The sequence below is a fragment of the Faecalibacterium sp. AM43-5AT genome (genome assembly GCF_003603345.1).
Taxonomy (GTDB): domain Bacteria; phylum Bacillota; class Clostridia; order Oscillospirales; family Ruminococcaceae; genus Faecalibacterium; species Faecalibacterium taiwanense.
The window spans coordinates 75,059-95,150 of sequence record NZ_QVGZ01000007.1 but is presented as its reverse complement, the minus strand read 5'-3'; the positions used below and the strand labels follow the sequence as shown (position 1 = coordinate 95,150).

The following is a 20,092-nucleotide window of genomic DNA, read 5'->3' as shown; positions in this document are numbered from 1 at the left end:
CCTCCGGGAAGGGTGTTATACTTGCAATGCATCGTGTGCTTTGCTGATGTAATAATATCACACATCGGAGCGGAATATTAGGATAAAAACGCCCGATTGGTACAACAAAACCGGCGCGGATGCGGATGTGCACCTTGACGGAAAGGAGATGGCTGATCGTGGCATTTCAGACCAGCTGTGCAGCAGCGGGCGGGCTCAACTGCCCGCCGGATATTGTGGCAGATAGCGAGGGCAGGGAGCTGGTGCAGCACGGCAGTGCACTGTTTCCCATTGCCTGCTATGCAGAAGACCTCAAAAGCTATTCGGTAGCATGGCACTGGCATGAAGAGTTTGAATACATCCTTGCCGTAAAAGGCCCGCTGGCGGTGGACGTGAACAAAGCCCGTCTGATTTTGCAGACCGGGCAGGGCGTGTTTGTCAATTCCGGAGTGTTCCATGCGGTGGAGCAGGCTGAGACCGGGGATGCTCTGCTGCATTCCGGGGTATTCCATCCGCGCCTGATCGGCGGCATGGATACCATCTTCTGGCAAAAGCTCGTGCATCCACTGCTTCAGCCGGGAGCACCGGCGTTCTTTCTGCTGGACGAGGCAGACAACGGGCAGAAGGCCGTGCTCTGCCATTTGCGGGAAGTGTGGGACGCAGTGGCCCAGGAGGTCTTTGACTATGAGAATCAGGCGCGGTACCATCTTTCGGCGGCGGTGCATCTGCTGGGAATGCAGTGCGAGGGTGGAAAAACAAAGGTCTCTCAGCAGGAGCAGATCGCGGCCCAGCGCATGAAACAGATGCTGCGTTTTGTGGAAGAGCATTATGCTGAGGAACTAAACGTGGAGCGCATTTCCGACTGCGTGGCCCTGAGTGAGAGCGCCTGCCTGCGCAGCTTCCGGCAGCTGCTGGGGATCACACCCATCCAGTATGTCAAGCAGTACCGCATTGAAAAGGCCGCCGAGCTGCTGCTTTCCACCAGCATGAAGATCGGCGAGATCGGTGCCGACTGCGGCTTTTCGGATACCAGCTACTTTACAAAGACCTTCCGGGAGATCAAGCACTGCACGCCCAGAGAGTACCGTCAGAAGTTTGCAGGAAGAGAGCAGTCTCTTTCAAGGCGGGACGGCGGCAGAGCCAGTGCACCGGCTGAAACAGCGTTATAAAAGGAGAATCGGAAACAATGCAGCGTAGTTTGACCAAAGGCCCCATCACCGGCAGCATTTTGCTGTTTGCTCTGCCGCTGATGCTGGGCAATCTGCTGCAGCAGATGTACAACATTGCGGATACATGGGTAGTGGGCCGCTTCCTCGGCGCAGACGCACTGGCGGCAGTGGGCTCGTCCTATACCCTCATGACCTTCCTCACCTCTATTTTGCTGGGCCTGTGCATGGGCAGCGGCGCGGCCATTTCCATGCAGTATGGCAGCGGTGAGCAGGACCGGATGCGGCAGAGCGTGTTCCTTTCGTTCGTCCTCATTGCGGGCATTTCGCTGGTGCTGAACGTGCTGGTGTATCTGGGACTGGACGGAATCCTGTGGGTGCTGCGGGTGCCGGAGGAGCTGCGCCCCCTGATGAAGGAATACCTGCTCATCATCTTTTTGGGCATTACGGCTACTTTTTTGTATAACTACTTTGCAAACCTGCTGCGCGCCATTGGCAACTCGGTGGTGCCGCTGCTGTTTCTGGCGGTTTCGGCGGTGCTGAACGTCATTCTGGACCTTGTGTGCGTGCTGGTGCTGAACTGGGGAGTGAAGGGCGCGGCGGGCGCAACAGTGTTCTCGCAGTTCGTGTCCGGCATTGGCATCGGGTTGTACACTCTCAAAAAATTCCCGCAGTTGTGCCCCAAAAAGGCCGACTGCCGCTGGGACAAAAAGAATCTGGATATCATCCTCAATCTGTCCGTCATGACCAGTGTCCAGCAGTCCATCATGAACTTTGGCATCCTGATGGTGCAGGGTCTTGTGAACAGCTTTGGCACCGTGATCATGGCGGCGTTTGCGGCGGCGGTCAAGATCGATTCCTTTGCCTACATGCCGGTGCAGGACTTCGGCAATGCGTTTTCCACCTATGTGGCCCAGAACTACGGCGCGGGCCAGACCGACCGCATCAAAAAGGGCATCCGCAGTGCGGGCCTGTGCAGCGCAATGTTCTGCGTGTGCATCAGCGTGCTGGTGTGCGCCTTTGCTTCGCCGCTCATGAGCATCTTCATCGACCCGGGCGAAGGGGCTATTATTGCCGCCGGTGTGCACTACCTGCGCATTGAGGGCGCGTGCTACATTGGCATCGGCATTCTGTTTTTGCTGTACGGCTATTACCGCGCCGTCAACCAGCCGCAGATGTCGGTGGTGCTCACCATTGCATCGCTGGGCACCCGCGTGGCGCTGGCCTATCTGCTTTCGGCCACGCCGCTGGGCGTTACCGGCATCTGGCTCAGCGTGCCCATTGGCTGGGCGCTGGCAGATGCCATTGGCATTGGATACTACCTGAAAAAGAAGCGCTAAAAAAGCAAATAGCACAAAAACAGAAACCCGGAACCTTCTTGAGCCGCTTGGCTCGGAACAGGTTCCGGGTTCCTACTTTTGCACGATGCTAGCGCATTTTTATTTTGCAACAGCCCCTTTTTTGCTCTGTGAGAAAGCAGGCATCAGCCTGCAGCGTCCAGAACGACCTTTTTATGATTGAAGTATTCCGCCAGAGCTTCGTTCTGCCAGTATTCACCGTCATCTTCGGATGCGGCAAGAAGATCATCCTCAAACGGCGGGCAGGGCGGCAGAAGCCCCGGAAGAACACAGACATCAGAAGGTGTCAGAAGAAGCTCCAGACGTTCCTGATAAGCCTGTTCATGCCGGTCTGCAGAGCCATCGACAATGGCAGTGATTGCCTTGCCGGAGGTAAGCCGCTGGAGAGAGGGCAGAGGATCCTCCGGTCCCACCAGACCGACGGCCAGCATGAGGATGCCTGCCAGAAAGAAAGCTGCCCGGTGGGATGGTACAGCAAGAAAAGCGGGCAGCCCTGATGGCTCGGAACGGGTGTGTTTGAACCAGTTGATCCAGTAATAGAGGATTGCAAAAATGCACCAGTAGGAGCTGTAGCAGTAAATGTTGATCTGACGCCCGGAGCCGATGTAGCCCATAGCATACAGCGGCGGGGGGTACTGCGAAGCGTAAAGGCCAAAGATCAGAGTACTTGCCAGCACCGGATGCTGGAACGGAAGGATGCGGCGATCCGGCAGGCAGTAGAAAAACACCCCGGCAATCGCAAACAGGACGATCTGAGGTAGATTGACCCAGCTCATCACCCAGATAACAGCGTTGGACAGAGAAAGAAGAATGGCCAGCACGGGGGAAATGGATGCCTCGCGGGCAGCCCGGACAGCGTTTCCGGGCGCAAGAACGCTGATTGCAAAGGAAACCAGCAGGATCAGAAGAATCACAGCAAGGCGGAACCGGCCGGGCTTTTTGAAAAATAACCATGCGGCGCAGAGAACAGAGGCGATGAAGCTGGTGGTCAGGGCGGTGCTGTAATTTCCGCCGCCGATCAGAACCGCAAGCAATGCACAGCACCCAGTCAGCACCGGATGCACTTTTTTGCCGGCGTCCAGCAGCAGGGTACCGATCCCGGCAAAAAAGAGAAGCGAAAACGAATAAAAGACCGCATAATAGGAAGCGCCGTTGAACCAGTAAAACGCCTGCGCCTGATTGGTCACCATCTGAACTGAGAGCAGAAGCGTCAGCGCGGAGAGGATCACGGCCTGACTGCTTTTTCCGCCCAGAAGCCTGCAATAGACAAAATGCATCAGGACGAAGGTGGAAAGGCTCAGGCAGCCGATAATGATGAATGGGGTGAGAAAATAGGCAGACTCTGAAAAAGCCCCCGGCTGTAATGCAAATAGAAAAATTGCTGAAAACGTCCCCTGCCAAGTGAAATAGTAGTCGCGCACCGTTTCCGCTGCAGCGGACAGAATCTCCGGGATCCCGCCGCCGGAAACAACCGCCCGATGCACAAGCAGTCCGTATGTAAAATCGTCTGCCAGAGGGTGACAGTAAGATGAAAACAGGAAAATCGGGATCAATGAGATCAGATAGAGAAGAACGGCCAGAAAGGCGATCCTGGATGGCATCAGTGCGGCACCGAACCTCCGGTGCAGGCGCTGGAAACGGGTCGAATGCATGAAAAACCTCCTGAAATAAAGTACAAAATGACATACCTGTAGTATAACAGAAAAAACCGGCAGGAAAAGTGTTTGCCCACAAAAAAATCTGGTCTCCTGCACAAAAGCAGGAAACCAGACCGGGAAAAAGCGATTACCGCTTAATATCGTAATTCATGTTCATCAGGTTGCGGATGGTGCTCACATCATCGGTGATGTTGGCATCGCCGTGGATGGTGTGCTTGATGGCACTGCTTGCCACCGCAAAGTTGATCATATCCATGGCTCTGTAGTTGTGCAGCATGGCGTAGATCAGGCCGCTGGCAAAGGCATCGCCGCCGCCCACGCGGTCAAGGATATTAAAGGTGAACAGCTTGCTCTCGAAGGTGTGGCCGTCGTACCACATGAAGGCCTTCAGGCTGTTCTCGCTGCCGCTGTGCGCATAACGCACATGGCGGGCAATGCACTTGAGGTTGGGATACCGCTCGATGAAGTGCTGGAAAATCTCGTCCTGCTGCTCATAGCTGGGCTGCAGAGGAACGCCGTCCTTCCAGTCGCCCTTGGAGTGGTCGCTCTCATCCTTCCACAGGTGGTACGGCTCAATGCCAAGCAGCACATCCACATAGGGCAGGCACTCGGTGCAGAAATCGCGGGCTTCTTCCCAGCTCCACAGGGTGGAGCGGAAATTGCCGTCGAAGCTGACGGTCAGGCCCTTGTTTTTGGCGACCTTGAGCATATCCAGAATGAGGGTGCGGCAGTTGGGTGCCAGTGCCGGGGTGATGCCGCTCAGGTGCAGCCAGTCGTAGCCGTCCAGCAAAGCATCCAGATCCACCTGCGAGAAATCGTACTCAGTAATGGCACTGTGCTTGCGGTCATAGATGACCTTGGACGGGCGGATGCCGTAGCCGGTCTCCAGATAATAAGTACCAAGACGGTTGGAAGGAGTTTCGTTCGGCTCGGTCAGGATCATAGGGGTGCAGTGCACGTCGTTGGAACGCAGCCAGCGCACGGCGCTCTTGCCCAGACTGTTGTTGGGCACCACGCTGAAGAAGGTGCTGTCCACACCAAGGTTAGCCAGTGCCAGTGCAATATTGGCCTCGCTGCCGCCGTAGCTGGCCTCAAAGCCGGATGCCATACGGATCTTCTCGTAGTTCGGCGGGGTCAGGCGCAGCATGATCTCACCGCAGGTGATGAATTTCTGGCCGGTGGTATCGTTGCCAAGGATCGGGTTGAAATGTTCCATAACGCTCCTCCTGATATTTACAGCTCATCAGAGTTCTGTTAACACATCGTTGTATCCATTATAATCCGGCCCGGATGGGATTGCAAGCATTTCCGCGGGGATGCAAGAGAAAATAATCGGCCTTTTTTGGGAGATTTGACGAATTCATACCCCTGTCAAATCGAAAGAAGGCGTATACTCTTCCTTTGCGCTGCTCTTCTGCTGCATGTAGCCCTGCGCCAGTCCCTTGTCCATGGCATAGTTGACCACCCGGCGGTATTCATAGGTGGTAATGCGCCGTCCGATGCCGTGCTCTGCGGCTTTGTAAAACGGTGTGTACTGGCTCATGACGCTGGGGATGAAGCATCCGGGGTCTGCATCGTTCCACGCGGCCATCTGGTCAAGCACCGCAAAGCTGTCGTCAACATGGCCGGGCAGGGCAAGGTGCCGCAGAATGACCCCCTTTTGCAGGATGCCCTCTGCATTGAACACCGGGTGCCCGGCCTGTGCCATCATGGCTTCAATGGCGGGCTTTGCCTGCGCAAAATAGTCCGGTGCAGAGGAAAGCTCTGCCGAGAGGGCGGAGGAGACGTATTTCAGGTCGGCCAGCCAGATGTCGATGTATCCGCGCCATGCTTCCACGCTTTCCACCGTTTCGTAGCCGCCGGTGTTGCATACGATGGGCAGATGCAGGCCATTAGCCCGGGCAATATCCAGCGCGGCAATGATCCAGGGCCGCCACTGGCCGGGCGTGACCAGATTGATGTTGTTGGCACCCTGCTCCTGCAGATTCAGGAAAATCTCTGCCAGATGTTCCACGCTGATCTCCTTGCCAAGGCCCTCGGCGCTGATGGGATAGTTCTGGCAGAAGCAGCATTTGAGGGTGCAGCCGGAAAAGAACACCGTGCCGCTGCCCTTTGTGCCGCTGATGCATGGCTCCTCCCAGTAGTGCAGGGCAGCGCGGGCTGCTTTTAAGGTGCCGCCCGCGCCGCAGAAACCGGTGCGTCCGGCAGCACGGTCGGCCCCGCACCGGCGCGGGCAGAGGGTGCAGGAAGAGGGAACGGAGACGAAATCGCTTTTCGGCATAATATCCAAAGTCCTTTGCTGAAAGTTTGTCAGCCCCAGTATACCACTTTTCGCCCCGGACGTGCTATACTATAAGATAAGGAAAAAATAATACATATGGAAAGCAACATCTTTGCAAGGTCCTTGTGGCGGACTGCGGCAGAGAGAACGTTGTGATGGAGGAGACCATGCGCACCGAAACCGATGAGATCCGCGATAATCTCAAGTACCTGACCCTGCTCTCGCGGGATTATCCTTCGCAGGCGGCGGCAGCCAGCGAGATCATCAGCACGCAGGCACTGCTCAAGCTGCCCAAGGGTACCGAGCACTTCATGAGCGACCTGCACGGCGAGAATGAAGCTTTTGTGCATATTCTGAATTCCGCTTCCGGTGTCATTCGCGAAAAAGTGGATCAGGTGCTGGGCGATACTGTGCCGAAGAATACCCGCGCCGAGCTTGCAACGCTGATCTATTACCCAAACGAAAAGCTGCCCCAGCTCAAGGCACGCTGTACCAGCGAGGAAGCGCTGGATCAGTGGTACACCGAAACGCTGCTGAGGCTCATTGATATCTGCCGTCTGGTGTCCTCCAAGCATACCCGCGACCATGTGCGCAGATGCCTGCCTGCCAGCTGCGGCTACATTCTGGACGAGCTGCTCCACGCCCATTTTGAGGATCACGACAAGGATCTGTACTACGGCCAGATCGTGGGCAGCATCATTGAAAATGGCCGCGCCGACCGCTTTATCGTGCGGCTGTGCGAGCTGATCAAGCATCTGGCAGTGGACAAGCTGCACATCGTGGGCGACCTGTTCGACCGCGGCCCACGCCCGGATATCATCCTCGATCTGCTCATGCGCCACCACAATGTGGATATCCAGTGGGGCAACCACGATGTAGTATGGATGGGTGCCGCTGCGGGCAGCCCCATCTGCATCTGCACGGTGCTCAAGACCACGCTGGCTTATCATAACCACGGAATGCTGGAGGACTGCTACGGCATCAACCTGCGCCATCTGCAGCGCATGGCCGAGCAGTTCTACGGCAATGATGATCTTTCCATCTGGATGCCTCATACCGATGCAGCCCGCGGCCCCTACACCAGGGGAATGCTGCACCGCTGTGCCGTGATGCACAAGGCCATCAGCATTCTGATGTTCAAGCTGGAGTGCCATGTCATCGACCGCAACCCGGACTTCCAGATGCAGGAGCGAGATTATCTGCGCCGCATCGACTGGGAAAAGCACACGGTAAAGATCGGCGAAAAGGAGTATCCGCTGCGGGATACCTCGTTCCCCACGGTGGACCCCGCCGACCCGGCCGCACTGCACCCGGATGAACAGCTGGTGCTGCGCAAGCTGGTGCAGTCCTTCCGCCAGAGCGAAAAACTGCAGCAGCATGTGGAATTTCTCTATGCAAAGGGCAGCGTGTACCACATTGAGAACGGCAACCTGCTCTACCATGGCGCTGTGCCCATGACCAGCCGCGGCACCTTTGCCATGGAGCGCTTTGAGGGCCGCTACTACTCCGGCCGCGCACTGATGGACTACTGTGATGCCCGCGCCCGCCGGGGCTACTATGCACCGGAAGGCAGCGCTGCCCGCCAGAGCGGACAGGATTTTTTGTGGTATCTATGGTGCGGCAAGCTTTCGCCGCTGTTTGGCCGCAGTGCCATGACCACATTTGAGCGGCTCTATGTAGAGGACGCTTCCACCCACACCGAGGTGAAGGACCCCTATTATACATGGTATAACGATGAGGCCGTCTGCCGCCGCATTCTGGCCGAGTTTGGCCTGCCCGGTGCCAGTCACATCGTCAACGGCCACGTGCCGGTGCGGGAAAAGAACGGCGAAAGCCCCATCAAGGGCGGCGGACGGCTGGTGGTGATCGACGGCGGTTTCTGCCGTGCCTACCACGAAAAGACCGGCATTGCGGGCTACACGCTGGTGTATTCCAGCCGCACCATGTCCCTGCGCACCCATCAGCCCTTTGAAAGTGCTGAGAAAGCGGTGAAGGATAATCTGGATATCATTTCCCAGAAAAACATTCTGGAGACCGAAAATCATCGCATTCTCGTGGAGGACACCGACGAGGGCGAGGTGCTGCGGGAGCGTGTGCACGACCTCAAGCAGCTGGTGGCTGCCTACCAGCTGGGCTGGATCACTGAGACTCGGTGCGAAGACCACATCTGGTAAAGAAAGCGCAACAGCAATGTATCTGGTTTTTGTAAAATACCTGAAAAAGAAATCAAAATTTTGGAATATCCTGCGCGAAAATGGGCAAAACAGAAAATAATAAAACAACACCAAACGGGGCTTTGCTTTTTTGTGAAAGTTGTGTATAATAAGATAGCTGTACGTGTACGGCCTTATGGCCCATGCACATCAGGCAGCTTTTATGGAAAATGCTTTCAGGAACCTTAACAGGCCTGCGGCTGCGGGCCTCCGACAAGGAGATCATAAAATTGGAGAAATTTGTTATTACGGGCGGCAAGCCCCTGCACGGCGAAGTTACTATTTCGGGTGCCAAAAATGCGGCGGTGGGCGTCCTGCCTGCAACCATTCTGGCAGCGGATGTCTGTGTGATCGAGAATCTGCCGGATATCAGTGATGTGGCGGTGAGCCTGAAAATCCTCAGCGTTCTGGGCGCACAGATCAAAATGATCAACCGCAACACCTACGAGATCGACACCACCCATCTGACCGGCACCAACGTCCCGGACGACCTGTCCCGCCAGATGCGCGCCAGCTACTACTTTCTGGGCGCACTGCTGTCCCGTTTTGGCAAGGCTCAGGTGGCCATGCCCGGCGGCTGCAACCTCGGCCCCCGCCCCATTGACCAGCACCTGAAGGTGTTCAGTGCTCTGGGCGCAGAGGACAGCGTGGACTACGGCATGATCAGCGTGCGCGCCAAGGAGATGAACGGTGCACACATCTTCTTTGATAAGGTCAGCGTGGGCGCTACCATGAACGGTATGCTCTCCGCTGTAATGGCCAAGGGCCAGACCATTCTGGAAAACTGTGCCAAGGAACCCCATGTGGTGGATCTGGCAAACTTCCTGAATATGTGCGGTGCGAACATCCGCGGCGCAGGCACCGATGTGATCAAGGTGCGCGGTGTGGAAAAGATGCACGGCTGCACCTACAGCATCATCCCGGATCAGATCGAGGCTGGCAGCTACATGGTGGCTGCTGCTGCCACCGGCGGCGATGTTCTGGTGAAGAACGTCACCCCCAAGCATCTGGAACCCATTACCGAAAAGCTGCGCCGTGCAGGCGTGGAGGTGGAAGAATTTGACGATGCTGTGCGTGTGCGCCGCACCGGCGATATTCTGCCGCTGAAGATCAACACGATGCCGCATCCCGGCTTTCCCACCGACATGCAGCCCTTGATGGGCGTGCTGCTGAGCGTGGCCAAGGGCACCAGCACCGTGACCGAGAGCGTGTGGGACAACCGCTTCCGCTATGTGGACGAGCTGCGCAAGATGGGTGCCAACGTGCAGGTGGACGGTCAGGTGGCTGTGTTTGAGGGCGTGGATAAGCTCACCCCTGCACCGCTGCGCGCACTGGATCTGCGTGCAGGCGCTGCCATGGTGGTGGCTGCGCTGATGGCAGACGGCACCAGTGAGATCGAGGAAATCGGCCACATCGAGCGCGGCTACGAGAATATCGTGGAAAAGCTGCGCGGTCTGGGTGCAGACATCAGCAAGGTGGAGCGTATGCCCGCTGCACTGGATCAGGCACTGTAACTTATAAAAAGCAAACAGCCTGCTGCATATGCGGCGGGCTGTTTTTGAGTGTATCAGAGGTTTTTCATGGCAGAATTCATCTCGTTATATTCGGGTTCCTCCGGCAACAGCAGTGTGGTGCGCTGCGGGCAGCGGTATCTCATTGTGGATATGGGCAAGGGCGTGCGCACTACCTCGGCGGCGCTCAAGGCGCTGGGCCTTGCCGCCAGTGACTGCGACGGCATCCTTGTCACCCACGAGCACAGCGACCATGTGAAGGGGCTTTCCACCTTCCTCAAAAAGAACACGCTGCCGGTGTACGGTGCAGCGGCAACGCTGGATTTTCTGGACAGCAACGGCATCGTACCGGCCAGCTGTGAGCTGCACGAGCTGGAAGGCAGGGAAGAGGACGTGGGCGCGTTTGGCGTGCAGAGCTTTCCCACCAGCCACGATGTGCCCTGTGTGGGCTACCGCATCCACACCCCGGACGGCAAGACCATGACCATTGCAACCGACCTTGGCGTGCTCACGCCGCCGGTGCACGAGGCGCTTTCCGGCTGCGACCTTGTGGCACTGGAGAGCAACTACGACCTGCACATGCTGCGCAGCGGGCCGTACCCTTATTACTTACGGGCACGCATTGAAAGCACCCGGGGCCACCTTTCCAACGACGAGTGCTCGGCAAAGCTGCTGGAACTCATTCAGGAAGGGTGCAAAAAGTTTGCGCTGTGCCATCTTTCGCAGGAGAACAACACGCCTGCGCTTGCCCTGCAGACCGTGTTCAACACGCTGGGCGCGGCGGGCGTTGTGCCGGAGAAGGACTGCATCGTGCAGGCACAGCGCCGCAACGAAATGAGTCCGGTATTAGAGTTTTAAATAAAACAAACGGCAATGCATTTGCATTGCCGTTTGTTTTATTCAGCTGCTTTCTGTGTGCGGATGTCATCGCCTGCAAAAAGGCAGGGGACAAAGGCAGAAAGGCGGCTGGAAATTTTTTCGGTATACAGCTTTTCCAGCAGAGCACCGTCAGTGATGTTGGTGGTGACGATGGTGGGCAGCTTTGCACCCAGCCGGTTGTTGAGCAGACTGTACAGACTGCTGATGAGGAAGGCGGAGTTGAACTCCGAGCCAAGATCATCCAGAATGAGCAGGTCGGCCCCGGCAGCGGTCTGCATCAGCGTTTCCTCCTCGCCTGCCGGGTCTGCACCAAAGTGCAGCCCTTCCAGCTTGGAGAAAAAGTCCGGGCTGGAAACATAGATCACATCGTAGCCCTTTTCCAGCACGATGCCCGCAATGGCAAGGGCCGCATGGGTCTTGCCAAGGCCCGCATTGCCAAACAGCATCAGGCTCTCGCTGTGGTGGTCAAACTCTTCCGCGTAGCTGCGCAGGTCTGCCAGCATATCGGCCATGTAAGGGCGGATGGAACCGCCCACCTTTTCATCGGCACGGTTCGGGTAATAGCGCAGCTCCATGGTGTCAAAGCTTGCAATGGACAGGCTGGACAGCGCTTCGATCTCCTTGCGGCGCAGCTGCTGCATCACCTTGTGCACGCACTCACAGGTGCGGCCATTCACGCTGCCGGTGTCCTGACATTTGGGGCAGACAAAGCGCGGCTCCAGTGCATCAGCGGGTCGTCCGCCTTGTGCCAGCAGGGCGGTCAGCTTCTGCTTTGCATCGGCAAGGGCGGCGGCAGCTTCGGTGCGGTCCTTGCCCGCAGCACCGGCCAGTGCGCAGCGGATGCCCCGCACCCGCACCTCTTCTTCTGCATGGCGCAGGGCGGGAATGGCGGCTTCGGCTTCGGCGCGGGCATCCTCGGCTCTGGCTCTGGCCATCTGCCGCCGGGCGGCCACGGTGCGCATGGCTTCCTGATACAGTTCGTTTTTGGTACGCATGGCTCCTCCTTATTCCGGCTTCTTTTTCAACGGACGGCGGCGGGCAGCGTTCTTGAGAAAATCGTTGCCGCTGGGGGCTTCGCGGTCTACCCGGAGGTTTCGGCTGGCACCCGCAATGGCCACCGGGCTGCGCACATCGTGCACGGTGCGCAGGCCCTTGGCGTTCCATGTTTTGAGGATACTGTTCCAGTACCACAGGTCGCGCTTGGCCCCGGCCTGCACGGCAGCTTCCTGCACCATGGCATCGTCGTAGCCGTAAACCTCGTACCAGCGTGCAATGGCCTTGCGCCCGCCAAGGGTCAGCTCGCTTTCCGGGATGTTCAGAAGGCCGCTGACATACTGCTCGCGGCTCTGGCGCAGTGCCAGCAGTTTGAGGTGGGCATCGGCCTGCTCACCGGTCTCCACGCCCTCGGTGCGCCACACCTTCAGCTCATGCACTACGGCGGCCATGGTGCTACGGCCGGTGCTGGCAACGTAGGCGGTGCACAGCATCACGGTCTCCGGCGCAAAGCCCTCCTGCATATAAAGGTTGACCAGCTTTTCCATCTCCCTGTGGGTCAGCGGACGGGCAAAGCCGGTCTGTGCGCAGTCGATCAGGCTGGAGATCATGGGGTCGGTGCGGCTGGCCGCAGCGATCTCGGCCCAGGTCATGGGTGCGGGGGCGCTGGGTTCCTCGCCCGGTGCGCCGTTCTCTTCGTACCGCTCCAGCAGGCCAGCGCCTGCCCAGAAGGAGAGGGCGCTCTCGGCGCTGATGCGGCTGCGTAGCTTGAGGTCGGCACAGATCTTGTCCGGGTCGGTGATGCCGGTCGCCAGCACATACAGAGCCACGCGCACATTGTATTCTTCGGCGATGCCCAGTTTGGAAAACACCAGCTGCGGCACTGCAATGGTATCGCCCTTGAGTTCTTTTAAACGATAGATCATGTTTTATTCCTTCGGCTTGTCCGGCTCGGCTTCGGCAGCAGGCGGCTCCCACGGGTCGCTGTCCATCATGCTGGGGCAGTTTTTCCAGCGGTCAGGATCGGCATTGAACGCGTCCTGCAAAAAGGCGGCTGTGGCCTCCCGGCCCTCGTCGGTGAGCGGAAACACCTTCTGCACACGCAGGGCAGGGTCGGTCTTTTCAATGGTCCAGGGGTCCGGCCAGTAGTCCACGGTGAGGATACTTTCCTCTTTTGCGGCACCCTCGCCGCCGTCCGGGTCCGGCACGGTGCGCTTGCCGGGGATCATCCGGTATCGCAGGCCGTATTCGTTGCCGCTGTAGGAATTTTTGCATTTGAAGTAATGCAGCAGGGGAACAAAGATCATGGCAGAGTCCTTTCGTGTTTTGCAGGGAGCGGCTGTAAGCAAAAACGGCAAACCGATATTCCACGGTTTGCCGTTTGTTTTTGGAGCAGGGTACGGGACCCGAACCCGCCGCCTGCTGCTTGGGAAGCAGCCGCTCTACCGGATGAGCTAACCCTGCAAGTTGCTCATTTATTGTAGCAAAGAGGGACGGGATTGTCAAGGGCCGGAGAATGTCAGTTTTTCTGGGCATCGGTCAGGTCCAGCACCGGCGTGAAGGGGTCGAACACAAGGCCGGTGATGCCGTCCGCCACCAGCAGACGCCTGTTCTGGCCCAGCAGCGGCACCACGGCGCAGCCTTCCAGCAGCTGGCGCTCACAATCGGCCAGCAGGGCACAGCGGGTGCTGCCGGTCTGCTGGGCACTCTCGGCCAGACGCTGAGAGTAGATGGGGTCGGACCAGCCGGTCAGGCCGCCGCCCTCGGCCGTGAACTGCTGCAGCATCTGGTATACGCTGCCGCCTTCGGCGCGGATGGGAGCCAGCGCAATGGTGTAGCTGCCCGCTGCAAGGCGTTTGTCGAACTCCTCCTGCGGAACCTCTTCCACCGAGAAGAAAAGGGAGCAGTCCTTCTGCCATGCGCCGTTGATCTGCTCGGCCAGTTCGGTCAGGCCGGCTTCCTTCGGCAGCAGGATGGTCACGCCGGAAAAATCCGAGCTGGCCATGCCCTGCCGTGCATTCAGGTACAATGTACGGGGGTCGGTGATGGTGGGCAGCGGGTTCCTGGCAGACTTGCGGTAATCGATGCCGTCCACGGAAAGGCCGGTGGGCACAAGACCCTCGGCAGCGGTGTACAGACCGGAAGAGGGTACATCCACATTCTCCCGGGCGATGCCGGCAAGCGCCTGCCGCAGTTCCTGATCGGAAAACACAGAACCTTCGGCGCTGTTGAACAGCAGTGCCCAGGTGGTGTCGGAGTAAGCCACCGACTGCAGCGAGGTATCCTCGCCGGTGTCGTCCAGCGCGGCGGAGCATTTTTCGTCTGCAATGAGCTGGGCGGCGCTCTTGCCGGTGCTGCCGGTGTTCTGCACCAGACGCAGACTGCCGATCATGGGGGAGGAGACATCCCGGCGCAGGAACAGGCCGCTGGCCGTCCAGTTGTAAAGATAGAAGCTGCCGCTGGAAAGGGTGGTCTTGGCGGTCAGGCCGTAGGTGCCGCGGGTGCTCTCAAAAAATGCTTCATCGCAGGGCATGGCACCGGGCAGGGTGAGCTTGGCAAGGAAGTTGTCGTCCTTTTCACTCAGGCGGAACACCAGCGTCAGCGGGCCGGCGGCCGAAACGCCCAGCGTGCTGGCATCGGCTGTGCCAGCCAGCACGGCAGCACTGTTCTCAAGGGCGGCAAACTCCACGGCATAAGGGGAATTTGTCTGCGGCTGGAATATGCGCCGGAATGCAAACACAAAGTCCTCGGCAGTGATGGTGTGATCCGTGGAAGCGCCCTTGACGGCCTTGTAGGTCAGGCCGTCCTTGATCTGGAAGGTGTAGGTCTTGCCATCGGAGGAAATCGTCCAGCTCTCGGACAGATCGGGCACGATCTCGCCATCCGCTTTTTTGCGGACAAGCCCGCTGTAAAGGTTCTCGCAGGCGATCACGTCCGGGGCAGCAGAAGCCACCTGCGGGTCGAGGTTTGCGGGAATGGTATCCACGAACCATGTAAAGCTTGGCGCACTGGAACTGCTGCCGCAGCCGGTGAGCGCAAGCAGGAACGCAGCAGCAAGCACTGCTGCGGTAATACGGAAGAACTGTTTCAAGGGGATGACCTCATTCTATGGTATTTGCGGAAAAAAGGCTTCTTGTATACAAAAAGTACTCTGCTTCGACAAGTGTAGCAGAAACAGCGGCAAAATACAATTGCAGAATTGTGAATTTACCTTGCTTTTTGGGGCAAAAAGGGCGTTTTTCCGTTGCCAATTGCGGCTAAATGGACTATAATGGTACAGCGAAACATCTCTGCACCCGTTTTGAGGTGCGTTCTGAATACGATATTATGGAGGAGGAACTGTTTTTATGCAGAAGGATCAGCAGAAACTGATGGAACTCATCAAAGGCAAAAAAGTGGCCTTTATTGGTGCCGGTGTCAGCCACAAGACCCTGATCAAGGAGTTTGTGGAGCTGGGTGCCCATGTGACCCTGTGCGACCAGAAAAAGAGCGTGGAGGACTTTGGCGATTACGCTGCCACCATCAAGGAGCTGGGCATCGACCTGAGCCTGGGCGAAAACTATCTGGATGGCTTCAAGGGTCAGGATATCATCATGCGCACCCCGGGCTTTGTGGGCTACTTTGAAAAGCCCCTGCAGGATGCCATGGCCGCAGGCACCATGGTCACCAGTGAGGTGGAGTTGTTCTTCGACTTCTGCCCCTGCGAGATCGTAGCCGTGACCGGCTCCGACGGCAAGACCACCACCACCACCCTGATCTCCAAGTTCTACGAGGCCGCAGGCCGCAAGGTGCATCTGGGCGGCAACATCGGCGCAGCTCTGCTGCCCATGCTGCCCGAGGTGGCTCCCGAGGATGTGGCTGTGGTGGAGCTTTCCAGCTTCCAGCTCATCAGCATGCATTCCAGCCCCAACATTGCCGTGGTGACCAATGTTACCCCCAACCATCTGGACCACCACAAGGACATGCAGGAGTACATTGATGCCAAGCGCAACATCCTGCTGTACCAGAAGCAGCCCTGCCGCGCTGTGCTGGGCTATGAGAACGAGATCAGCCGTTCCATGCAGTCCGACTGCAAGGGCAAGCAGGTGTGGTTCACCCGCCTGCACGATACCGACAACGGTGCCTTCCTGCGCAAGGAGGACAACATGCTCTGCATGGCCGAGGATGGCGTTGTGACCCCCTTCCTGGCCCAGAAGGACGTGAAGCTGCGCGGCCTGCACAACATTGAAAACCTGCTGGCTGCTGCCGCTGCCGTGTGGGGCGAGGTGCCCGTGGAAGCCATCCAGAAGGTGGGCAGCACCTTTACCGGTGTGGAGCACCGCATTGAGCCGGTGCGCACGCTGGACGGCGTGCTGTACTACAACGACTCCATCGGCACCAGCCCGACGCGCACCATTGCCGGTCTGCGCAGCTTTAACCAGAAGGTCATTCTGATCGCTGGCGGCTACGACAAGCACATTCCCTATGAGCCGCTGGCACCGGAAGTGGTGGCCCACGTGAAGAACCTTGTGCTGATGGGTGCCACCGGCCCCCGCATCGAAAAGGCTGTGCGCGAGGACCCGAACTTCAACGAAGCAGAGCTGCCCATCCAGCACGCCGACAACATGCAGCACGCTGTGGAGCTGGCCCGTGCCTGCGCAAAGCCCGGTGACATCATCATCCTGTCCCCGGCCAGCGCATCGTTTGACCTGTACCCCAACTTTGAGGTGCGCGGCCGCGAGTTCAAGAAGATCGTCAACGAGCTGAAGTGATCGCGCAGGTCAGCACAAAAGCCCACCGCGCCCGCTTTTTAAATGCCTGCCGGGGGAAATGGGTGCTGGGAGCGACCCTGCCGCTGGATCTTGCCCTTTTTAGCAAAAGCCAGCCGTGGCGATTCTATGCAGGGCCTACACTGGCGCTGGAACTCAGCGGCAGCACCGCATGGGCAGCAGGGCACGCAAACCCGGAAGAGCTGGCCAGCTTTCTGGCTTTCTGCGGGGGTGAGAGCATCATTTTAGACGAAAACGAATGCCCACCGCCTGCCGGGTGGTGCAAAGCTGAAACGCTGACCGTATTCGGCCTTGCACCCGGCAAGGCTCTGCCGCTGCCCGCTGTAGACGAGACGCTCTGGGCCGGACTGACCCTTGACAGAGAACCCTCTGCCATGGATGTGGCACGGGCGCTCTACCCGGCGGATACGGCAAAGCAGGAGGACTTTTACTCCGAACTTTGCACAAAGCGCACCCGCGGCAAAGCCCTTGTGTGGGCGCTGCGGCAGGGAAGTGAAACGATCTGCACGGTAGGGGCCTATGCCCTTGCGAACAGGCAGGCCTACATGGCCTGCGGGCAGACAGCCCAGCCTTTGCGGGGCAAGGGCATCGGCGGGCGGCTCATTGTGCAGATGGCGAACGAGCTTGCCGCCAAAGGGGAGCACCCGGTGTTTCTCTGCAGCCCGGAGCGGGTGCACTTTTATACCCGGCTTGGCTTTGAAAAGCTGGGGGAATATGCAAGATATGAACAAACTCCTTCAGTCAAAACCTGACGGTTTTGCCAGCTCCCTCAATGAGGGAGCCTTTGGCAGGACGGAAAAGCTTTCTGCATAAGTGAAACGTTCTGGTTTCGTCAGGAGCTCCCTCCCTGAGGGAGCTGGCGCACAAAGTGCGGCTGAAGGAGTCATTCCGACAGAAAGCCTGCGCTCTATAAAATCTATAAAATTAAGGAACCGTTATAATGTCAATGTTGAACCACTTTTTCAATTACAAACCCGAAGTTCTGGCGCTGGACGAAAAGGCTATGGAGCTGTGCCAGCCCTACTTCCGCCATATGGAGGAGATCCGCGATTTTAACCAGCTCAAAATGCTGAAAGCCTTTGCGGATACCCAGATGTCCTCCACCGATATGCTGGGCACCACCGGCTACGGCCTGTGGGATACCGGCCGCGCAAAGCTGGAGCAGATCTTTGCCGAGGTGATGGGCGCAGAGGATGCTCTCGTGCGCAGTCAGTTCCAGAGCGGCACCCACACGCTGGCTGTGGCGCTGTTCGGCCTGCTGCGGGCAGGGGATATCCTGCTGGCTGCCACCGGCCGCCCCTACGATACGCTGGAAGGCGTGATCGGTCTGGACGGCAAGGGCAGGGGCACCGGCACCCTGATGGATTACGGCATCCGGTACGATGAAGCTCCGCTGAAAGCCGACTTCACCCCGAATTATGACCTGATCGCCCAAAAGGCCCCCGGTGCAAAGGTGTGCCACATCCAGCGCAGCCGCGGCTATCTGCAGCGCAATGCCTTTGATCTGGAAACGATCCGAAAAATTGCGGATACCGCCCGCGCCGCAAACCCGGACATCATTATTTTTGTGGATAACTGCTACGGCGAGTTCACCCAGACGCAGGAACCCTGTCAGATGGGCGCAGACCTTGTGGTGGGCAGCCTGATCAAGAACCCCGGCGGCGGCATCGCTCCCACCGGCGGCTACATTGCGGGCCGCAAAGACCTTGTGGAGCTGTGCGCTTACCGCCTGAATGCGCCCGGTCTCGGCAAGGATCTGGGCTGCACGCTGGAAACGCCCCGTGATATGTATCTGGGCTTCTACTATGCGCCCGGCGTGGTGTGCGAGGCCATCAAGACCGCCATTTACGCCCAGTGTATGCTGGAGCTGCTGGGCAAGAATCCAGTGCCGCGCTACTGCGACGACCATAACGACATCGTCACCTGCTTTGATGCAGGCACTGCGGATGCGCTCATCGGCTTCTGTCAGGGCATTCAGGCTGCAAGCCCCGTGGACAGCTATGCCGCCCCGGAACCTTCTCCGGAGCCGGGCTATACCGACGAGGTGGTCATGGCAAGCGGCAGCTTTACACAGGGCAGCACCATCGAGCTTTCCTGCGACGGCCCGCTGCGTGAGCCGTATACCTGCTACCTGCAGGGCGGTCTGAACTTTGCTGCCAGCCGTGCAGGCGTGCTGCTGGCCATCCAGAAGGCTTATTTTAAGGACTAAAAAGAGGAGAGTACATGCCTGTTCTAAGTGACCGTGTGGGGCTGAAGCACAATGTTCCGCAGGGCACCTATTTTATGATGATCGATTTTTCCGATTTTCTGGCGCTGCCCCAGTTCAAGGGCTGGACCGATCTGCAGTTCTGTGAGTGAATGATCCGGGAAGTGGGCGTGGCCGCTGTGCCTGGCTCCAGCTTCTTCCGGGAGCCGGTGAACCACCTGATCCGGATGCACTTTGCCCGCGGCACCGATGTGCTGGACGAAGCCGTCCGCCGGCTGGAAAAGCTGCAGGCTTTCCTGAAATAAAAGCAAAACAAAAAACAACAACGCCGCAGGAAGTTTCCTGCGGCGTTGTCTCTTTCCCGATACTCTATACACGATTCATCACACGGCGTGGCGCTGCACGGTGGGCATTGGCTCCACAAGAGCGGGATGCATCCCCTCGCGGTAGTCCAGGTCGCCCTGATCCATACCGCGCAGCAAGACCTCGGCGGTGGCAATGTTGGTGGCAATGGGTACGCTGTGCATATCGCACAGGCGGAGCAGATTCTGCTCGGTGATGCTGGCGGCATCCGCTTTCAGCGGGTCACGGAAGAACAACACCAGATCCACTTCGTTGCACGCAATGCGGGAAGTGATCTGCTGCACACCGCCCAAGCGCCCGGAGAGATAACAGTGCACGGGCAGGCCGGTAGTCTGCGCCAGCATCCGTCCGGTGGTACCGGTAGCAATGACTGTGTTTTTGGACAAAATGGCGCTGTAAGCAGTGCAGAACTGCAGTGCAAGTTCTTTGCGGGAATCGTGTGCAAGAATGGCAATCGTCATAGTACTCTCTCCTTTGCTGTCAGTATAGTACTGTATACGGCGAACAATTCATAGACGGAAAATGAAACACCGTGAAATCGTTATCAAAATTTCCAATATAGTTTTACCGCAACAAAACCGTGCTTGTCAAGAGTTTTTTATACTTTTTACCAGATAAAATAGAGAAAGTGAGATTATTGCTTTGTATGAATTGGAGAAAACTGGGATACAATCATCTATATCAGTGAGCGAATAGGAAAGGCAGATTGAAAACAT

General features: G+C 57.8%; 18 protein-coding genes and 1 tRNA gene. 10 read left to right on the top strand and 9 right to left on the bottom strand.

The genetic code is table 11. The annotated features are described in order from the left end of the window. The first annotated feature begins 158 nt into the window (after positions 1-158). Entirely contained in the window at positions 159-1,148 is a 990-nt protein-coding gene (locus DW937_RS09725) for a helix-turn-helix domain-containing protein (RefSeq protein ID WP_243089001.1), read from the top strand. A 17-nt stretch (positions 1,149-1,165) separates the two neighbouring features. After that, positions 1,166-2,485 carry an MATE family efflux transporter gene (locus tag DW937_RS09720; RefSeq protein WP_097777591.1) on the top strand — a complete coding sequence of 440 codons (1,320 nt, stop codon included), beginning with the start codon at positions 1,166-1,168 and terminating at the stop codon, positions 2,483-2,485. 143 nt (positions 2,486-2,628) lie between these two features. On the opposite strand, the gene DW937_RS09715 is transcribed toward DW937_RS09720, so the two are convergent. The 3 genes from DW937_RS09715 to DW937_RS09705 all read right to left on the bottom strand — a co-directional run bounded on the left by DW937_RS09715 (position 2,629) and on the right by DW937_RS09705 (position 6,442). Further along, a complete protein-coding gene (locus tag DW937_RS09715; protein WP_120120794.1) occupies positions 2,629-4,155 on the bottom strand; it encodes a DUF6056 family protein in 1,527 nt (508 codons plus the stop codon). Between the two features lie 133 nt (positions 4,156-4,288). Next, a complete protein-coding gene (locus tag DW937_RS09710; RefSeq protein ID WP_005945787.1) occupies positions 4,289-5,377 on the bottom strand; it encodes a sugar kinase in 1,089 nt (362 codons plus the stop codon). A 144-nt stretch (positions 5,378-5,521) separates the two neighbouring features. Further along, complete coding sequence (locus DW937_RS09705) at positions 5,522-6,442, bottom strand: radical SAM protein (protein ID WP_120120793.1); 921 nt, start codon at positions 6,440-6,442, stop codon at positions 5,522-5,524. Positions 6,443-6,597: 155 nt separating this feature from the next. Here DW937_RS09705 and DW937_RS09700 point away from each other — a divergent pair, with 155 nt between their 5' ends. From DW937_RS09700 to DW937_RS09690, 3 genes are all read left to right on the top strand, one after another. Continuing rightward, the gene (locus DW937_RS09700; protein WP_120120792.1) at positions 6,598-8,616 is read left to right on the top strand and encodes a fructose-1,6-bisphosphatase; all 2,019 of its coding nucleotides are present in this window, start codon (positions 6,598-6,600) and stop codon (positions 8,614-8,616) included. A 269-nt stretch (positions 8,617-8,885) separates the two neighbouring features. Next, complete coding sequence (locus DW937_RS09695) at positions 8,886-10,169, top strand: UDP-N-acetylglucosamine 1-carboxyvinyltransferase (protein ID WP_242702968.1); 1,284 nt, start codon at positions 8,886-8,888, stop codon at positions 10,167-10,169. A gap of 66 nt (positions 10,170-10,235) precedes the next feature. Next, entirely contained in the window at positions 10,236-11,024 is a 789-nt protein-coding gene (locus tag DW937_RS09690; RefSeq protein ID WP_118526059.1) for an MBL fold metallo-hydrolase, read from the top strand. Between the two features lie 38 nt (positions 11,025-11,062). Here DW937_RS09690 and DW937_RS09685 read toward each other — a convergent pair whose 3' ends face one another. From DW937_RS09685 to DW937_RS09665, 5 genes are all read right to left on the bottom strand, one after another. After that, entirely contained in the window at positions 11,063-12,040 is a 978-nt protein-coding gene (locus DW937_RS09685; protein ID WP_120120791.1) for an ATP-binding protein, read from the bottom strand. A 9-nt stretch (positions 12,041-12,049) separates the two neighbouring features. After that, entirely contained in the window at positions 12,050-12,964 is a 915-nt protein-coding gene (locus DW937_RS09680; RefSeq protein WP_120120790.1) for a DnaD domain protein, read from the bottom strand. 3 nt (positions 12,965-12,967) lie between these two features. Continuing rightward, on the bottom strand, positions 12,968-13,345 hold the full coding sequence (locus DW937_RS09675; protein ID WP_097775348.1) for a hypothetical protein: 378 nt from the start codon (positions 13,343-13,345) through the stop codon (positions 12,968-12,970). 81 nt (positions 13,346-13,426) lie between these two features. After that, positions 13,427-13,502 (bottom strand) — tRNA-Gly (locus DW937_RS09670). A 55-nt stretch (positions 13,503-13,557) separates the two neighbouring features. After that, positions 13,558-15,129: an ABC transporter substrate-binding protein gene (locus DW937_RS09665; RefSeq protein ID WP_120120789.1), complete on the bottom strand. Its 1,572-nt coding sequence runs from the start codon at positions 15,127-15,129 to the stop codon at positions 13,558-13,560. Between the two features lie 256 nt (positions 15,130-15,385). Between DW937_RS09665 and murD the strand changes: the two genes are divergently transcribed. The 5 genes from murD to DW937_RS15055 all read left to right on the top strand — a co-directional run bounded on the left by murD (position 15,386) and on the right by DW937_RS15055 (position 19,318). After that, a complete protein-coding gene (gene murD, locus DW937_RS09660) occupies positions 15,386-16,789 on the top strand; it encodes a UDP-N-acetylmuramoyl-L-alanine--D-glutamate ligase (protein ID WP_097777600.1) in 1,404 nt (467 codons plus the stop codon). A gap of 62 nt (positions 16,790-16,851) precedes the next feature. Then, positions 16,852-17,559 carry a GNAT family N-acetyltransferase gene (locus tag DW937_RS09655; protein WP_243111458.1) on the top strand — a complete coding sequence of 236 codons (708 nt, stop codon included), beginning with the start codon at positions 16,852-16,854 and terminating at the stop codon, positions 17,557-17,559. Positions 17,560-17,753: 194 nt separating this feature from the next. Continuing rightward, positions 17,754-19,016, top strand: a complete 1,263-nt coding sequence (locus DW937_RS09650) for a methionine gamma-lyase family protein (protein ID WP_120020283.1) — start codon at positions 17,754-17,756, stop codon at positions 19,014-19,016. Between the two features lie 14 nt (positions 19,017-19,030). Next, positions 19,031-19,165, top strand: a complete 135-nt coding sequence (locus tag DW937_RS15420) for a hypothetical protein (protein WP_279221260.1) — start codon at positions 19,031-19,033, stop codon at positions 19,163-19,165. Next, positions 19,166-19,318, top strand: a complete 153-nt coding sequence (locus DW937_RS15055) for a hypothetical protein (protein WP_207666643.1) — start codon at positions 19,166-19,168, stop codon at positions 19,316-19,318. Positions 19,319-19,396: 78 nt separating this feature from the next. On the opposite strand, the gene DW937_RS09640 is transcribed toward DW937_RS15055, so the two are convergent. Next, on the bottom strand, positions 19,397-19,837 hold the full coding sequence (locus tag DW937_RS09640; protein WP_120120787.1) for a methylglyoxal synthase: 441 nt from the start codon (positions 19,835-19,837) through the stop codon (positions 19,397-19,399). Positions 19,838-20,092: the final 255 nt, after the last annotated feature.

What these genes read in the sequence shown, in the direction of transcription:
- DW937_RS09675 (WP_097775348.1), bottom strand. Translation starts at nt 13,345, where the DNA reads ATGATCTTTGTTCCCCTGCTGCATTACTTCAAATGCAAAAATTCCTAC.
- DW937_RS09710 (WP_005945787.1), bottom strand. Translation starts at nt 5,377, where the DNA reads ATGGAACATTTCAACCCGATCCTTGGCAACGATACCACCGGCCAGAAA.
- murD (WP_097777600.1), top strand. Translation starts at nt 15,386, where the DNA reads ATGCAGAAGGATCAGCAGAAACTGATGGAACTCATCAAAGGCAAAAAA.
- DW937_RS09720 (WP_097777591.1), top strand. Translation starts at nt 1,166, where the DNA reads ATGCAGCGTAGTTTGACCAAAGGCCCCATCACCGGCAGCATTTTGCTG.
- DW937_RS09680 (WP_120120790.1), bottom strand. Translation starts at nt 12,964, where the DNA reads ATGATCTATCGTTTAAAAGAACTCAAGGGCGATACCATTGCAGTGCCG.
- DW937_RS09700 (WP_120120792.1), top strand. Translation starts at nt 6,598, where the DNA reads ATGGAGGAGACCATGCGCACCGAAACCGATGAGATCCGCGATAATCTC.
- DW937_RS09690 (WP_118526059.1), top strand. Translation starts at nt 10,236, where the DNA reads ATGGCAGAATTCATCTCGTTATATTCGGGTTCCTCCGGCAACAGCAGT.
- DW937_RS15420 (WP_279221260.1), top strand. Translation starts at nt 19,031, where the DNA reads ATGCCTGTTCTAAGTGACCGTGTGGGGCTGAAGCACAATGTTCCGCAG.
- DW937_RS09650 (WP_120020283.1), top strand. Translation starts at nt 17,754, where the DNA reads ATGTTGAACCACTTTTTCAATTACAAACCCGAAGTTCTGGCGCTGGAC.
- DW937_RS09715 (WP_120120794.1), bottom strand. Translation starts at nt 4,155, where the DNA reads ATGCATTCGACCCGTTTCCAGCGCCTGCACCGGAGGTTCGGTGCCGCA.
- DW937_RS15055 (WP_207666643.1), top strand. Translation starts at nt 19,166, where the DNA reads ATGATCCGGGAAGTGGGCGTGGCCGCTGTGCCTGGCTCCAGCTTCTTC.
- DW937_RS09685 (WP_120120791.1), bottom strand. Translation starts at nt 12,040, where the DNA reads ATGCGTACCAAAAACGAACTGTATCAGGAAGCCATGCGCACCGTGGCC.
- DW937_RS09705 (WP_120120793.1), bottom strand. Translation starts at nt 6,442, where the DNA reads ATGCCGAAAAGCGATTTCGTCTCCGTTCCCTCTTCCTGCACCCTCTGC.
- DW937_RS09640 (WP_120120787.1), bottom strand. Translation starts at nt 19,837, where the DNA reads ATGACGATTGCCATTCTTGCACACGATTCCCGCAAAGAACTTGCACTG.